Here is a 14,475-nt window from a genome sequence, read left to right on the forward strand (position 1 = left end):
CACCCCGGCCGGGCCCGCGCCGTCCCGGCCGGGGCGTACGACCGCTCCCGGTCACACCGCCGTCCGGTACCGGACAACGGGCGCCGAGTCCCGGGCGCGCCGGAGTCGCCCCGGGCCACAGTGGGAACACTGCGCAGGAGGAGGCCGGGGAGCGGAGGCGAACGGATGACGGGAACTCCCTCGGGCCGGATGCGGCAGACCATCCTGGAGTGGCTCAAGGACCCGGCGGCCCACTTCCCCGCCACCCGCGGCGCCTCCGGCGACACCGGTGTCACCGCGCGGGCCGTCGCCGCCAAACTGGGCGTACCGCGCCGGACCGCCACCGCCCACCTCGACCTCCTCACCCGCCTCGGCGTGCTGCGCACCCGCCGGGTCCGCTGCCGCACGTACTACCGGCGCGACGAGATCCGCATCGCCGAGGTGGCCCGCATGTTCGAAAAGGGCTGGTGAAGAAGGGACCGACCGCACATGGACCGACCCACGCCACTCGTCCCGCTCCACCACGTCCGTCTGGGCGCCCGCGGACCGGAGGACGTCGTGGCCGACCCCCACGGACGCGTGCTGACCGGCGTGGCGGACGGGCGCATCCTGCGCGTCCACCACCCGGGCGACCCGCACGCGGTCCGCACGGAGGTGCTGGCCGAGACCGGCGGCCGTCCCCTGGGACTGGAACTCCTGCCGGACGGCGACCTGCTGGTGTGCGACGCGGAACGGGGACTGCTGCGCGTCGGCACGGACGACGGCACCGTCCGCGTGCTGGCCGACTCGGTGGCGGGGGAGCGGCTCCGCTTCTCCAGCAACGCCGTCGCCCTGCCCGACGGCACCGTGTACTTCACCGTCTCCAGCCGCCGCTATCCCCTTGACCGGTGGATCGGCGACATCGTCGAACACACCGGCACGGGGCGGCTGCTGCGGCTCGCTCCGGGCGGCGAACCCGAAGTCCTGCTGGAGGGCCTCCAGTTCGCCAACGGACTCGCCCCGAGCGCCGACGGCTCCTTCCTGATGATCGCCGAGACCGGCTCCTGCCGCCTGACCCGCTACCGGCTCACCGGCCCCCGCGCCGGACACGCCGACCCCTTCACCGACCTCCCCGGCATGCCGGACAACCTCTGGCGCGAGGGCCCCGACGGACCCGTCTGGGTCGCCCTGGCCGGCCCCCGCGTCCCCCCGCTGGACCTGCTGCACCGCACCCCGCCGGCCGTCCGCCGCGGCGCCGCCCGGGCCGCCGTCCACGCGCCGTACCGGCCGAGCGGCACCGTCGGCGTCGTCGCCGTCGACGACCGGGGCCGCACCGTCCACCACCTCACCCGCCGGCGCTCCGGCTTCCGCATGGTCACCAGCGTGTGCGCGACCCGCGACCACCTGGTGCTCGGCAGCCTCCTGGAGCCCGGTGTGGCGGTCTGCGCCCGGCCCGCCGCCCGCTGAGGCGGCGGTACCCTGGTCCGGGCCGTGACCGCCCCTCGGGACCGGGCCGAACAGGAGACGTACGAGCATGACAGCGCCGGGCACCGGGACCCGCGGCGTCCGTTCCGCGGCACGCCGGCGGCCGGAATGGCGTACGCAGGTGCCCGTCGTCGCGGTCGTGGCGGCCGGCGGGGCGCTCGGCGCGCTGGCCCGCTACGCCCTCACCCTCGCCTGGCCCACGCCCCCGGGCGGCTTCCCCTGGGCGACCTTGTGGACCAACGTCTCCGGCTGCGCCGTCATGGGCGTTCTCATGGTGCTCGTCACCGACGTGTGGTCCGCCCACCGCCTCGTGCGGCCGTTCCTCGGCACCGGCGTCCTCGGTGGCTTCACCACCTTCTCCACCTACGCGGTCGACATCCGCCGACTGGCCGATGCCGGCCGCCCCGGCCTCGGAGCCGTCTACCTCGCCGCGACGCTGTGCGCGGCCCTCGCGGCGATCTGGCTGGCCTCGGCCGCCGCCCGCCGCGTGCTGACCGTAAGGCAGCGATGACATCGCCCGCCCACCGCGCCCTCCGGCTGACCGTCTGCGCCGGCGAGAACGACACCTGGCACCACAAGCCGCTCCACTCCGAGGTCGTGCACCGCGCGCACACCGCCGGACTCGGCGGCGCCGGCGTCTTCCGGGGCATCGTGGGCTTCGGCGCCTCCTCCCGCATCCACACCTCCCGTCTGCTGTCCCTGAGCGACGACCTGCCGGTCGCGGTGGTCGTCGTGGATACAGAGGAACGCGTCCGGGCGTTCCTGCCCCAGCGCGACGAGCTGACCGGTGAGGCCCTGGTGACCCTGGAGGCGTGCGAGATCGTCCCCCTCCGGTCCGCGTCCCGCCCCGGCGGGGGAGGCCCGGCCGCGGGCGCGGCCGGCCCGGACACGTCGGGCCCGGACCCGGAGGGTAAGGAGTCGTTGTGAACTGGCTGCTGGTCGCCGCGGGGGCCGCCGTCGGTGCCCCGCTGCGCTATCTCGCCGACCGCGCCGTGCAGGCCCGCCACGACTCGCCGTTCCCGTGGGGCACCTTCGTGGTGAACGTGACCGGCTGCCTGGTCCTCGGACTGCTCACGGGAGCCGTCTCCGCCGGAGCCGCCGGACAACCGGTGCAGCTTCTGGTGGGCACCGGTCTGTGCGGTGCCCTGACCACGTACTCGACGTTCTCCTACGAGACCCTGCGGCTGACCGAGGCCGGATCCGGCCTCTACGCCGCACTGAACGTCGTCGCCAGCGTGACGGCGGGCCTCGCGGCGGCCCTTACCGGGGTCTCACTGGCCGATGCCCTGTGGGCCTAGGCGCCTGTCGCCCGGCCGGGCGGAGTCAGTACTGTCTACTGCACTGTCGACCTAACTCTCCTCAGAACTGGAATCCATGAGCGCCATCTCCGTCGGTCAGGCCGTCGTCCTCGGGGTAGTCGAGGGGGTGACCGAGTTCCTCCCGGTGTCCTCGACCGGCCACCTCAAGATCGTCGAGGGACTCATGGACATCCCCGTCGACGACAAGTCCGTCGTCGGGTTCTCCGCAGTCATCCAGGTCGGCGCCATCGCCGCCGTGCTCGTGTACTTCTTCAAGGACATCCGGCGCATCGTCTCCGCCTGGGGCCGCGGTCTGACCAACCGCGAGGAGCGGTACCACCACGACTACAAGTTCGCCTGGTGGGTCATCGCCGCCACCGTCCCGATCGTCGTCGTGGGCCTGGCCGCGAAGCCGCTGATCGACGGCCCGCTCGCCTCGCTGTGGGTGGTCGCCGGCTCGCTGATCGCCGGCTCGGGCGTGATGTGGGCCGCCGACCAGATGGGCCGGCACAAGCGCGGCGAGGACGACACGTCCTTCAAGGACGCCATGTGGGTCGGCTGCTCGCAGATCCTCGCCCTGCTCTTCCCCGGCTTCTCCCGCTCCGGCGCCACCATGTCCACCGCGCTCATCCTCGACCTGGACCGCGTCGCCGCCACCCGGCTCTCCTTCTTCCTCGGCATCCCCGCCCTGACCGGCGCGGGCCTGTACGAGCTGAAGGACGCCCTCGGCGCGGGCGTGGGCGCGGCCCCGCTGGCCGTCGGGACCGTCGTGTCGTTCGTGGTCGCCTACGCCTCCATCGCCTGGCTGCTGAAGTTCGTCGCCAAGCACTCCTTCAACGCCTTCGTGATCTACCGGATCGTCGTCGGCGTCCTCCTGCTCGGCCTGCTCGGCACCGGCACGCTCAGCGGCTGACCGGAGACGCACGTCACCCGGCGGGATGCGCGGCCCGACCCCGGGCCGCGCACCCCGCTCCGTGCTTTCCCGGCCCCCTTGACAGCCTCGGCCCGCACCCCGCAGGATCGGTCCGTGGACCTGTCAGACAGCCAGACAGGTGGTCGTGGCCCCCGGCGTGTGAGCGCCATGGAGGCGGTCCTCGCCCACCTCCGCGACGCCATCGAGCGCGGCGCCTACGCCATCGGCGACAAGCTGCCCTCCGAGGCCGAGCTGTGCCGCACCCTGGAAGTGTCCCGGCCCGTGCTGCGCGAGGCGCTGCGCGCCCTCCAGACGATGGGGCTCACCGTCTCCCGGACCGGCAAGGGCACCTTCGTCGTCGCGAACGCGGTGGAGGACCCCACCTTCGGCGACTACGCGGCCAGCGACCTGCTCGAAGTGCGCCGCCACATCGAGATCCCGGTCGCCGGATACGCGGCCCTGCGCCGCACCCCGGAGAACCTGGACCACCTGACCCACCTGCTGGACCGCATGGAACGGGAGACGGACACCACCGCCTGGGTCGCCATGGACACGGTCTTCCACCTCGCCGTGGCGGAGGCCGCCCAGAACCCGGTGTTCCGCCGGGTCATCGAGGAGATCCGCGACGCACTGGCGCGCCAGTCGGCCTTCCTCAACGAGCTGGGCGGGCGCCGTGAGCAGTCCAACCGCGAGCACCGGGCGATCGTCGAGGCGCTGGCCGACGGCAGCGAACACGACGCGGTGGCGGCCATGAGCCACCACCTGGACCGCGTCGAGACGACCCTCACCGACATCGTGCGTCCCCAGCGGGCGGATCCCGCCGCGACGGACGGAACCGGGACGTGAGCGGGCGGCACCCCGAGGACGGGACGTGCCTCCCGCCCGCCCTCCCCGGCCCCCCGGCCGTCCGCGCCGCCGGCGGCCCGGTCCGGGAACCGTCCGCGAGCGCCGGGCGACCGTGCCTCCCCGCGACCCGGGGCACCACCATCATCTGTCAGGCGCCGCCCCGACGGCAGACCCGGCAGACCGGGCAGGTCCGGAAGGGCACGTCGGCCGAGCGGATTCGGCGGGTCCGGAAGAGCTGGCCGGGCACGCCGGGCGGCGAGCTGATCCGGCAGGCCAGGCTGGGCGCGCCGGATGAGCGCATCCGGCAGACCCGGCAGACCCGGCAGGGCCCACGGGGCTGGAAAGGCGAGCCGGGCCGGTCCTCGTACCGGCTGCCTGACCGTCCCCGGACCCGGGCCGTGAGGCGGCCGTGCCCCGCGCGCGTCCCGGCCCTCCTGAACGCCGACGACGGCGCCGGACGCACCACCCCCGGTCCGCCGCCCGTCGCCGAGCCACCGGTCGCGGGCCGGCACGGCATCCGCGTCCGTGTGTCCCGCACCGCCACCCCCACCCCCACCGGCGCCGACGCGTGACCCGCGTACCGGCCGACCCCGACCCCATGATGCAGGCAGTGATGTACGACAGTTCTCCCGCCGGCGCGCCCGTCGTCCGCGAACCCCTCCACACGCCCGTCGCCCACCTCGTCCGCGGCGGGATCGTCGAAGGAGTCCACCACGGCTCCGTCGTCGTCCTGGAAGCCGACGGCCGGGTACGGTTCCGGCTCGGTGACATCGAGGCGGCCTTCTACCCGCGCTCGGCCCTCAAGCCCGTCCAGGCCGTGGCCATGGTGCGGGCGGGGCTGCCGCTCGACGGCGAGCTGCTGTCGCTGGCCGCCGCGAGCCACTCCGGCGAGGAGCGTCACCTCGCCGGCACCCGGCGCATCCTCGAACTCGCCGGCCTCGGCGAGGACGACCTGCGCAACGTGCCGGACATGCCGTTCGACCCGGTCGTCCGGGACACCTGGGTCCGTGAGGGCCGGGCGCCCTCCCGCCTCGCCCAGAACTGCTCCGGCAAGCACGCCGCCATGCTGTGGACCGCCCGCCTCAACGGCTGGTCCCTGGACGACTACCTCGACCCGGCGCACCCGCTCCAGCGGGCCGTCGCCGAGACCGTCGAGGAACTGACCGGCCAGCGCGTCGCCAGGGTCACCGTGGACGGCTGCGGCGCCCCGCTGTTCGCCGTCTCCCTGCACGGCCTCGCCCGTGCCGTCGCCCGGATCACCTCCGCGGCGCCCGGCACGCCCGAGGCGCGCGTCGCCGACGCGATGCGCGAGCACGCCGAGATGGCCTCCGGCTCCGGCCGGGACGTCGCCGCGCTCATGCGGGCCGTGCCCGGGCTGCTCGCCAAGGACGGCTTCGAGGGCGTGCAGGTGGCCGCGCTGCCCGACGGCCGCGCCATCGCCGTCAAGATCGCCGACGGGGCGAACCGGGCGCGTGTACCGGTGGCCGCGGCGGCCCTGGCCCGGGCCGGCATAGACCCGGCCGCGCTCACCGAGTTCGCGGGGGAACCCCTGCTCGGGGGAGGGGTGCCGGTCGGCTGCGTACGGCCGGTGGACGCCCTGGACCCCGCTCACCCGGCGGCCCGCGTCTAGGGCCTCTCGTTCGGATCGTGCCGGGCTCGCGGGGTCCGGCACCGCTCTCCCACTCTCGGCTTCGCTCGAGCGGGAGGTGCCCCCACCGCCGCGTCGTCGTCGGGTGCCATGGCTCCGCCATGGCACCCTCCTCCGCCTTGCGACGTACTGCACCGGACCACGCTCCCTGATCCGGCCTGATCCGAACGAAAGACCCCAGGCCGTCGCAAGAGGACGGCTGCCGCACCGAAGCAGAAGCAGGCTCTCGCAAGGCCGCCCACGTCACCGAGTGTTCGCGCACGCTCCCCCGGGGCGGCTCGGGCCGGAGTCGGCGGCACATGGTGGGGCGGACCGTGCGCGCCCGGCGGTGGAGTTCGGTGGGGTGGAGGAGGTGCCGCGGTTCATCGGCGCGGCCCTCACGGCTTGAGGACCACCTTCTCGCAGCGGTCCTTCTTGTTCTTGAACAGGTCGTAGCCGGTCGGCGCCTCGCTCAGGGGCAGCCGGTGGGTGATCACCCTGGTGGGGTCGATCTTGCCCTGCTCGATCAGACCCAGCAGCGGCTTCATGTACCTCTGCACGTGGCACTGCCCGGTGCGCAGGGTCAGGGACCTGTTCATCCACGCACCCGCCGGGAACTTGTCGATCAGCCCGCCGTAGACGCCGATGACCGACACGACGCCGCCGCTCCGGCAGGACAGGATGGCCTGGCGCAAGGCGTGCGGCCGGTCGGTCTCGGAGCGGACCGCCTGCTTGGCGCGGTCGTAGAGGTGCACGTGGGAGGCACCGTGGGTGGCCTCCAGCCCGACCGCGTCGATGCACTTGTCGGGGCCCCGGCCACCGGTGAGTTCCTGGAGAGCCGACCGTACGTCGACCTCCTCGAAGTTGACGGTCGTGTAGCCCTGGGCGGCGGCCATCTCGAGCCGGTAGGCCTCCTTGTCGATCGCGATGACCTTCTCCGCACCGAGGACCCGGGCGCTGTCCATCGCGAACTGGCCGACCGGCCCGGCGCCCCAGACGGCGACGACGTCACCGTTCTGGATGTCGCACAGCTCGGCGCCCATGTACCCGGTCGGCAGGATGTCGGACAGGAACAGGACCTGCTCGTCGCTGAGGTCCGACTCGATTTTGAGGGCGTTGACGTCGGCGAACACCACCCGGGCGTACTCCGCCTGGCCGCCGGCGAAGCCACCGGTGAGGTGTGAGTAGCCGTAGATGCCGGCGGTGGGGTGACCGAACAACTTCTCCGAGATGCCGGCGTTGGGGTTGCTGTTCTCGCAGCACGAGTACAACTCCGCGCGGCAGGACGCGCAGGCGCCGCAGGCGATGGGGAAGGGCACGACGACCCGGTCGCCGACGCGCAGCTTGTCGTCGCTGATGCCTGGGCCGACCTCGATGACCTCTCCCATGAACTCGTGGCCCATGATGTCGCCCTTTTGCATGGTGGGGACATAGCCGTCGAGCAGATGGAGGTCGGAACCGCAGATCGCCGTCGAGGTGATCTTCACGATGGCGTCGCGGCCGTTCAGGATCGACGGTTCGGGAACGTCCTGCACCTCGACCGAGTTGCGTCCCGTCCAGCAGTTCGCCTTCATGACAGGGCCTCCTTCAGTTCGTCCTCGGTCAGCGGTCGGGCCGGGTGCTGCGGGAACTCCCCGCGGGCCCGCTTCCCGCCGGGTGCGCCGTCGGAGCGGACGACCTCGCCGGTCTCCGCAATCTGCTTGAAGCGGCGCAGGTCGTCGTCCAACTGCTGGTGCGGTTCCTCGCCGAAGTAGCGCGCCGCGGCCTTGCCCAGCGCCCCGCCGGGCAGGTCGTAGCGCAGCGTCACCCGGATCTCCGTGCCCCGCCCGCCGGGGGCGGGCACGAAGCGGACCTCGCCGGAGTTGTCGATGTCGGCACCGTCCAGCGACCGCCAGGCGATCAGCTGGCCGGGGACGTCCTGAGTGGTCTCGGCGTCCCATTCGACCGCCTTGCCGAACGGCGCGCTGGCCCGCCAGCGACTGGTGCGCGGGCCGGTGACGCGCACCCTGTCCAGGTGCGCCATGAACTCCGGCAGTCGTTGCAGGTCGCTCCACATGCCGTAGACCTCGTCCGGGGGTTCGGTGACGGTGGTGGTCGCGGTCAGTTCCATGGGGGCGCTCCTACGGGTGCGGGTCACGGCCGCGTAGACGTCCGTGGCCGTGATGGCGGTGACCGCGGCCGTCGCGGCGACGGTGCGGCCGAGGCCGCGGCCATCGTGGTTCTTCAGGGCGCGGGTCAGCATCGTCAGATCCATGAGGTCGCCGCCGACGCGGCCCCAGAGCCAGGCGGGATGCGGCCGCCCGAGCAGCCCGGTCGCCGCCGCCAGCTCGCGCACACCGACGGCGGTCGTGGCCAGGCGGTGTCGGGCGCCGTCGTCCACGCCCAGGGCCCGGGCGAAGCCCGCGGGGGCGACGACCTGGGGGACGCCCAGGAGCGCACTGGCCCAGCCGAGGCCACGTACGAGCGGATCGTGCTGTGGGCGGGAGGTGGAGCGGGTGTCTGTCTTCATGGGTGCTCCCCACGTGCGGTGAGGTGAAGGGACGGCGGGCCGCTAGAGACGTGTGGTGAGGTGAAGGGAAAGCGGACCGCTTGAGTGAGAAGGTGAAGCGCGTGTGTCGGACAACGCCGGAGTTTCCGCGTGGCCCGCGTTCAATCCTCAACTCCCGTCCCGAACCGGCGCAGCCGTCCGGTCGCGGCCTGGACGTGACTGCGCACCATGGGCTTGACAGGCGTCCTCACCGCCGAATCCCCGGCTTGACTTCAGGAGCGGGTTCGGATGCGGCCTGTCGAGTACGCGCCCGTCAGGCCGGGCGGGTGGGGTCCGCCATCCGTCCTGCCGGGCCGGACGCGGGCGATCGCCGCTGTTCCGGGTCCGACGGGTGCGCGGGTGACAACTGTCCGTCAGTTGAAGGGCAGAACCACATACTCGCCGACCAGTACCTTGCGGACGGCCGAGCCGACCTCCACGACCTGGCTCGTGTTCTCGCGTCCCGGGGTGCGGCCGGACTCGAACGAGGTACGGCCCTCGTGCTCTTCGCGTCCGGTACGTGACGGGCCGGTCACCCGGATCAGGTGGAACGGTGGTGCCGCCGGCCCGCCGGACGGAGCTTCGGGGCCTCGGCGGCGTGCCGTCCGGGTCCCCGTCGGCCTCCGGCGCGAAACAACCACGCACTGATCGATCAGCGCCATCTTCGGACCCGGACGGCCCACCGGCCTGCTGCGCCCGGAGGTGCCGGCGGGCACCGGGACGGCACCGGCGATCTGACGCGACGGCAGCCCGCGCGCCGCCGGACGCCCCGGGCGCCGCAGGACGCCCCGGACGCCCCGGCGCCGGCGGTGCGGCATGATGACGATCATGTCATCGCAGTTCCGACCGGTTCTCGACCGCATCATGGCGGAGATCGACCGCGCCCCCGGCCGCGGCCGGTCCGCCGACTACATCCCGGCGCTCGCCGCCCGCGACCCCCGCCGTTTCGGCATGGCCGTCGCCGAGCCGGACGGCACGGTGTACGGGGTGGGGGAGTGGCAGCAGCCGTTCTCCACGCAGTCGATCACCAAGGTCTTCACGCTGGCCCTGGACCTGGCCCGCGAGGGCGACGAACTGTGGGAGCACGTGGGCCGCGAACCCTCCGGCAACCCCTTCAACTCGCTGGTCCAGCTGGAGTACGAGAGCGGTATCCCGCGCAACCCCTTCATCAACGCGGGCGCCCTCGTCGTCACCGACCGTCTCCAGACCCGAACCGGGGACGCGGCCGGGGAACTGCTGGCCTTCCTGCGCGCCGAGAGCGGCAACGCCGCCCTCGACTTCGACCTGGAGGTCGCCGCGTCGGAGACCGCCCACGGCGACCGGAACGCCGCACTCGCCCACTTCATGGCGTCCTACGGCAACATCGACAACGACGTGCCGGTCCTGCTCGACCAGTACTTCCGGCAGTGTTCCGTGGCCGCCTCCTGCGCCGACCTGGCGCTCGCCACCGGTTTCCTCGCCCGGCACGGCGTCCGCGCCGACGGCAGCCGGCTGCTCAGCCGCAGCCAGGCCAAGCAGGTCAACGCGGTCATGCTGACCTGCGGCACGTACGACGCGGCCGGTGAGTTCGCCTACCGCGTGGGCCTGCCCGGCAAGAGCGGGGTCGGCGGCGGGATCATCGCGGTCGTACCGGGCCGGTGCACGCTGTGCGTGTGGAGTCCGGGGCTGGACGAGCGGGGCAACTCGGTGGCCGGCGTGGCGGCACTGGACCGGTTCACGACCCTCACCGGCCTGTCGGTGTTCTGAGCGGCCGGCCCGCGGAGGCGGTACGTCCTGACGTCCGGGGCCCGCCCCGACCGGCGGCCGGGTCAACCGCGGGACGCGCGCCCGCCCTTGGCCCGCAGCGTCATCGCCACGGCTCCCGCGCCGAGCCCCAGCCCGGCGACGACGGCCGGGCCGGACCAGCCCGAGTCGTCGTCCGCCGCCGGTCCGGTGGCCGCCGCCACCGGCTTGGCGGACGACGCCGTAGGGGGCGCGGCGCGCAGCCCGTCCAGCGACCCGACCGGATCCACCTGCCCAGCCGCGGCGAAGCCCCAGTCCAGCAGGGCCCGCGCTTCCTCGTACACGGCGAACCCGCCGCCGGACTGCGGGTTCATCACGGTCACCACCAGGGTGCGCCCGCCCCGGCGGGCCGCGGCCACGAGGGTGTTGCCCGCGTTGCTGGTGTAGCCGTTCTTGATGCCGACGAGCCCCGGGTACGGTGCCACGCCGTCCTCGCCGGTCAGCAGCCGGTTGGTGTTCTCGATCTCGTACGGCGACCCGTCACCGGGGAAGCGGGCCTCGGGGGTGGCGCAGTACCGGGCGAAGGCGGGGTCGGCCAGTCCCGCCCGGCCGAACACCGCCAGGTCGTAGGCGGAGGACACCTGGCCGGGGGTGTCGTAGCCGTCCGGGGAGACGACGTGGGTGTCCAGGGCGCCGAGGGCGCGGGCCTTCACCTGCATCCGCGCGGCCGTGGCGTCCCAGCCGCCGTTCAGCGAGGCCAGGACGTGCACGGCGTCGTTCCCGGAGCTGAGGAAGACACCGCGCCACAGGTCGGCCACCTCGTAGGTGTGCCCCTCCTCGACGCCGACCAGACTGCTGCCCTCGGCGACGTCCTCGAGCTCCTCGTACCGCACGGTGTGCCGCATTCCGCTGGGCAGCGTCGGCAGCACGGTGAGCGCGAACAGGGTCTTGAGGGTGCTGGCCGGCGGCAGCCTGCGGTGGGCGTCGCCCGCGGCCAGCACCTCCCCGCTGCCCGCGTCGGCGACCAGCCAGGACAGCGCCGACACCTCCGGCACCGCGGGCGCGTCCCCGCGTGGCCGGACCTGGGTGCCGGAGCGGTAGAGCAGGGCGGGCCCGGGTTCCGCGGCCCGGGGGGCGGGCGGTGCGGGCTCCCCGCTCCGGTGGCCGGCGGCGGCAGCGGCCGGCGTGAGCACCAGCAGGCCGGTCACGCACAGGGAGCAGGCCGACACAGCCGCCCGATAAGCAAGTCCGGTGATCATACGATCAACGTACGGAGAGCGGTCCCTGTGTGCCGCGCTGCCCGGGCCGTTCGGCCCAACGGAGCAACCCGGATGCCGCACCCGGCACTCTCCCGGCCCGGGGTCAGCCGGCCGGCAGGGTGGGCCGGATCTGCCGCAGGAACGCGGCGTTGTCGGGTGTGGCGCGCAGGCGAGCCAGGAGGGTCTCCAGGGCGGCCGGCCCCGTCTCCCGGGAGCGCAGGGCGCGGCGCAGGCCGGTGACGGCCGTCAACTCAGCCGGAGTGAGGAGCAGTTCCTCACGGCGGGTGCCGGTGGTGTCGATGTCCACGGCGGGGAAGACCCGGCGGGCGGCGGGCTCCCGGTCCAGACGGAGTTCCATGTTGCCCGTGCCCTTCAGCTCCTCGAAGAAGTAGCCGTCGGCCCGGGAGCCGGTGTCCACGAGCACCGTGGCGAGGATGGTGAGCGAACCGCCCTCCTCGGCCTGCCGGGCGGCGCCGAAGAACCGCTTGGGGCCGAGCAGCGCGCCCGCGTCGACACCGCCGCTCAGGGTACGGCCGCCGGCGGCGGAGGCGTTGTTGTGGGCCCGGCACAGCCGGGTCAGCGAGTCCAGCAGGACGACGACGTCCTCACCGGCCTCCACCAGGCGTTCGGCCCGCTTCACGACGAGGTCGGCGAGGGCGATGTGGTCCCGGGGCGACCGGTCGAACGTGGAGGCGTACACCTCGCCGCGCACCGAGCGGCGCATCTCGGTGACCTCCTCGGGCCGCTCGTCGAGCAGGACGACCATCAGCCGGCACTCGGGGTGGTTGCCGGCCACGGCGGCGGCGAGCTGCTGGAGCAGCACGGTCTTGCCGCTCTTCGGCGGTGCCACGATCAGGCCGCGCTGGCCTTTGCCGACGGGCGCGAGCAGGTCGGTGACGCGTCCGGCCAGTCCGGAGGCGGGGTGTTCGAGGCGGAGACGCCGGTGCGGGTGGAGCGGCGTCAGGTCGCGGAAGTGCCGCCGGGAGCGGAGGTCGCCGGGAGCGCGGCCGTTGACGCGCGCCACCTCGGTCAGGGCGCGCTGTGCGCCCCGGACGCCTTCGACCAGGTCGCCCGCGCGCAGTGCGTGGCGCCGGATCAGCGCCGGCGCGACCTGCGGGTCGGCGGCAGGGGAGGGGAGGAGGTTCGCGGCCCTCAGGTGCCCCTTGCCGTGCGCGTCGATGTCCAGGACACCGGTGACGGTCGGGGCGGCCTGGTGCTGCCGGACCTCGGGCGGGTGTTCGAGTGTGGTGGTCATGCGAGGTGTCCTTTCACGGACGGAACGAGACGTCGAGGAGGGGGTGTGGCCGCGAGAGGGAGGCGCGGACGGCGGCCTCCGGGCGGCGGGAACGGCACCTCGGGCACGGGACGGGACGCCCGTGACGGATGTGCGGAGAAGCTGACGGGCCGGAAGCCGGAAATCCGGGAACGGCGAACAGATCAGCGTGAAGGAGAGAGACTGGCACCGGCGGCCACGGTGGGCGTGCACGAGTGCTGACGGCACGCTACCACCCGACGGGGTGCTGTGTCCCGGACCGCGTCAACAAGCCGCCGGGCCGGATCATTCCCGCTGCCGCTGCGCACCGGAGGGAGGCGCGGGCCGGTTCGTCCGGTGGGGTACGGCCGCGGGACCACGATCGACCGTCTTGTCAGGGGAACGTCAGGAGACTCCGGTGGAGACCGCACCCGCGCGGCCCGCACCGCACGGACCCCGCCGGCGGCTGCCCGCACGCCGTCGACGCGCGGCTGCCGGCCCAGGGCGCCGTGGCCCCGGTCGAGCCGCCCGGCGGGATCGGGGGCATGGCCGTACTCGGGCACGAGGCGCTGAAGGAGTTCCTCCAGCATCCCGAAGTCGCCGAGGACGCCCGCCACTTCACGGCACCGCGCGACGGTCGGATCGCCGCGGGCCGGCCGCTGCCGACGTTCGCCACCGTCCCGGGCATGACCACTGCCGACGGCGACGACCACCGGCGGCTGCGGTCCCTCGTCAGCCGGGCCCTCACTCCCCGGCGGGTCGCCGGACTGCGCCCGCGCGTCGAGGAGTTGACCGGCACGCTGCTCGACGCCCTGGCGCGGGCCGCCGCCGACGACGGTGTCGCCGATCTGCGACGGCGCTTCGCCCTGCCCCTGCCAATGGGGGTGATTTGCGAACTCCTGGGTGTGGACGTCCCGTTCCGCGCCCGGCTGCACGACCTGGGCGGCGAGGTCGTGGCCCACCGATACCCCGCTCGCCGAGGCCGTCGCCGCCAACCGTGAACTGCTCGCCGTACCGGAGGAGATCGCCGCCGCCAGGGCCGCGCACCCCGGCGACGATGTCACCAGCGCGCTCATCGCGGCCCGGGACGAGGACGGTGACCGGCTCCGCCCGAGCGAACTGATCGGCACCCTCCTGCTCATGATCATCGCCGGGCACGAGACCACGCTCGACCTCGTCACCGACGCGGTACGCGCCCTGTGCGCCCACCCCGCCCAGTTCGCCCTGGTCCGCGCGGGCGAGGCGAGCTGGGCGGACGTCGTGGAGGAGACCTTGCGCTGGGACGCGCCGGTCAGCTACTTCCCGTTCCGCTACCCGGTGCGGGACCTGACCGTCGCCGGGACGCTCATCCCCGCCGGCACGCCCGTGCTCGCGGGATACACGACCGCCGGCCGCGACCCGGCCCGGACCCCGGCCGCTTCGACCTCACCCGGCCCGCCCGGGGGCTGTTCACCCGGTTCCCGGCGCTGCGTCCCGCGGTACCGGACGACGACCTGACGCCGCACGCGGGCTTCGTCGGCAACAGTGTGTGGAGCCTGCCGGTGCGCCTGGCGCCGCCGGGGACCCGAGCCGCGTGACGGCCGTACGG

General features: G+C 73.9%; 14 protein-coding genes and 2 pseudogenes. 11 read left to right on the forward strand and 5 right to left on the reverse strand.

The window, feature by feature from the left end; genetic code table 11:
* The first annotated feature begins 165 nt into the window (after window positions 1-165).
* The 9 genes from AB0F03_RS04330 (at window position 166) to AB0F03_RS04370 (ending at window position 6,130) form a co-directional block, all read left to right on the forward strand.
* Complete coding sequence (locus tag AB0F03_RS04330) at window positions 166-450, forward strand: ArsR family transcriptional regulator (RefSeq protein ID WP_361986366.1); 285 nt, start codon at window positions 166-168, stop codon at window positions 448-450.
* Window positions 451-468: 18 nt separating this feature from the next.
* Window positions 469-1,425: an SMP-30/gluconolactonase/LRE family protein gene (locus tag AB0F03_RS04335; RefSeq protein ID WP_361986368.1), complete on the forward strand. Its 957-nt coding sequence runs from the start codon at window positions 469-471 to the stop codon at window positions 1,423-1,425.
* A gap of 67 nt (window positions 1,426-1,492) precedes the next feature.
* On the forward strand, window positions 1,493-1,954 hold the full coding sequence (locus tag AB0F03_RS04340; RefSeq protein WP_361986370.1) for a CrcB family protein: 462 nt from the start codon (window positions 1,493-1,495) through the stop codon (window positions 1,952-1,954).
* Window positions 1,951-2,370, forward strand: coding sequence for a DUF190 domain-containing protein (locus AB0F03_RS04345; protein WP_361986372.1), 420 nt, complete (start codon window positions 1,951-1,953; stop codon window positions 2,368-2,370). The genes AB0F03_RS04340 and AB0F03_RS04345 overlap by 4 nt, the downstream gene beginning before the upstream one ends.
* Window positions 2,367-2,741, forward strand: a complete 375-nt coding sequence (gene crcB, locus AB0F03_RS04350) for a fluoride efflux transporter CrcB (RefSeq protein WP_361986374.1) — start codon at window positions 2,367-2,369, stop codon at window positions 2,739-2,741. The genes AB0F03_RS04345 and crcB overlap by 4 nt, the downstream gene beginning before the upstream one ends.
* 76 nt (window positions 2,742-2,817) lie before the next feature.
* Entirely contained in the window at window positions 2,818-3,654 is an 837-nt protein-coding gene (locus AB0F03_RS04355; protein ID WP_361986376.1) for an undecaprenyl-diphosphate phosphatase, read from the forward strand.
* A 114-nt stretch (window positions 3,655-3,768) separates the two neighbouring features.
* The gene (locus tag AB0F03_RS04360; RefSeq protein WP_361986378.1) at window positions 3,769-4,500 is read left to right on the forward strand and encodes a FadR/GntR family transcriptional regulator; all 732 of its coding nucleotides are present in this window, start codon (window positions 3,769-3,771) and stop codon (window positions 4,498-4,500) included.
* Between the two features lie 398 nt (window positions 4,501-4,898).
* Complete coding sequence (locus AB0F03_RS04365) at window positions 4,899-5,072, forward strand: hypothetical protein (RefSeq protein WP_361986380.1); 174 nt, start codon at window positions 4,899-4,901, stop codon at window positions 5,070-5,072.
* Between the two features lie 41 nt (window positions 5,073-5,113).
* The gene (locus tag AB0F03_RS04370) at window positions 5,114-6,130 is read left to right on the forward strand and encodes an asparaginase (protein ID WP_361986719.1); all 1,017 of its coding nucleotides are present in this window, start codon (window positions 5,114-5,116) and stop codon (window positions 6,128-6,130) included.
* 395 nt (window positions 6,131-6,525) lie between these two features.
* Here AB0F03_RS04370 and AB0F03_RS04375 read toward each other — a convergent pair whose 3' ends face one another.
* The 3 genes and pseudogenes from AB0F03_RS04375 to AB0F03_RS04385 form a co-directional block, all read right to left on the reverse strand.
* The gene (locus AB0F03_RS04375; RefSeq protein ID WP_361986382.1) at window positions 6,526-7,701 is read right to left on the reverse strand and encodes a zinc-dependent alcohol dehydrogenase; all 1,176 of its coding nucleotides are present in this window, start codon (window positions 7,699-7,701) and stop codon (window positions 6,526-6,528) included.
* Window positions 7,698-8,636 (reverse strand): SRPBCC family protein, encoded by a 939-nt coding sequence (locus tag AB0F03_RS04380; RefSeq protein ID WP_361986384.1) that lies wholly within the window; start codon window positions 8,634-8,636, stop codon window positions 7,698-7,700. The genes AB0F03_RS04375 and AB0F03_RS04380 overlap by 4 nt, the downstream gene beginning before the upstream one ends.
* Window positions 8,637-9,031: 395 nt before the next feature.
* A pseudogene (locus AB0F03_RS04385) lies at window positions 9,032-9,199 on the reverse strand (alcohol dehydrogenase catalytic domain-containing protein); the annotation flags it as partial.
* Between the two features lie 274 nt (window positions 9,200-9,473).
* Between AB0F03_RS04385 and AB0F03_RS04390 the strand changes: the two are divergent.
* Window positions 9,474-10,400, forward strand: a complete 927-nt coding sequence (locus tag AB0F03_RS04390; RefSeq protein ID WP_361986385.1) for a glutaminase — start codon at window positions 9,474-9,476, stop codon at window positions 10,398-10,400.
* 62 nt (window positions 10,401-10,462) lie between these two features.
* Here the strand turns inward: AB0F03_RS04390 and AB0F03_RS04395 are convergent, their stop codons facing one another.
* Window positions 10,463-11,635, reverse strand: a complete 1,173-nt coding sequence (locus AB0F03_RS04395; protein ID WP_361986387.1) for a serine hydrolase — start codon at window positions 11,633-11,635, stop codon at window positions 10,463-10,465.
* 103 nt (window positions 11,636-11,738) lie between these two features.
* On the reverse strand, window positions 11,739-12,890 hold the full coding sequence (gene rho / locus AB0F03_RS04400) for a transcription termination factor Rho (protein WP_361986389.1): 1,152 nt from the start codon (window positions 12,888-12,890) through the stop codon (window positions 11,739-11,741).
* 542 nt (window positions 12,891-13,432) lie between these two features.
* Here rho and AB0F03_RS04405 point away from each other — a divergent pair.
* Window positions 13,433-14,464, forward strand: a pseudogene (locus AB0F03_RS04405) (cytochrome P450).
* Window positions 14,465-14,475 lie beyond the last annotated feature (11 nt).

Origin of the sequence: Streptomyces sp. NPDC028722 (assembly GCF_040637655.1) — a bacterium.
In the GTDB taxonomy this organism is placed as follows: Bacteria; Actinomycetota; Actinomycetes; order Streptomycetales; family Streptomycetaceae; genus Streptomyces.

Bases quoted from the DNA above. Each gene is read 5' to 3' on its own strand.
- AB0F03_RS04330 (WP_361986366.1), top strand. From the start codon at position 166: ATGACGGGAACTCCCTCGGGCCGGATGCGGCAGACCATCCTGGAGTGG.
- AB0F03_RS04335 (WP_361986368.1), top strand. From the start codon at position 469: ATGGACCGACCCACGCCACTCGTCCCGCTCCACCACGTCCGTCTGGGC.
- AB0F03_RS04340 (WP_361986370.1), top strand. From the start codon at position 1,493: ATGACAGCGCCGGGCACCGGGACCCGCGGCGTCCGTTCCGCGGCACGC.
- AB0F03_RS04345 (WP_361986372.1), top strand. From the start codon at position 1,951: ATGACATCGCCCGCCCACCGCGCCCTCCGGCTGACCGTCTGCGCCGGC.
- AB0F03_RS04355 (WP_361986376.1), top strand. From the start codon at position 2,818: ATGAGCGCCATCTCCGTCGGTCAGGCCGTCGTCCTCGGGGTAGTCGAG.
- AB0F03_RS04370 (WP_361986719.1), top strand. From the start codon at position 5,114: ATGTACGACAGTTCTCCCGCCGGCGCGCCCGTCGTCCGCGAACCCCTC.
- AB0F03_RS04375 (WP_361986382.1), bottom strand. From the start codon at position 7,701: ATGAAGGCGAACTGCTGGACGGGACGCAACTCGGTCGAGGTGCAGGAC.
- AB0F03_RS04380 (WP_361986384.1), bottom strand. From the start codon at position 8,636: ATGAAGACAGACACCCGCTCCACCTCCCGCCCACAGCACGATCCGCTC.
- AB0F03_RS04390 (WP_361986385.1), top strand. From the start codon at position 9,474: ATGACGATCATGTCATCGCAGTTCCGACCGGTTCTCGACCGCATCATG.
- AB0F03_RS04395 (WP_361986387.1), bottom strand. From the start codon at position 11,635: ATGATCACCGGACTTGCTTATCGGGCGGCTGTGTCGGCCTGCTCCCTG.
- rho (WP_361986389.1), bottom strand. From the start codon at position 12,890: ATGACCACCACACTCGAACACCCGCCCGAGGTCCGGCAGCACCAGGCC.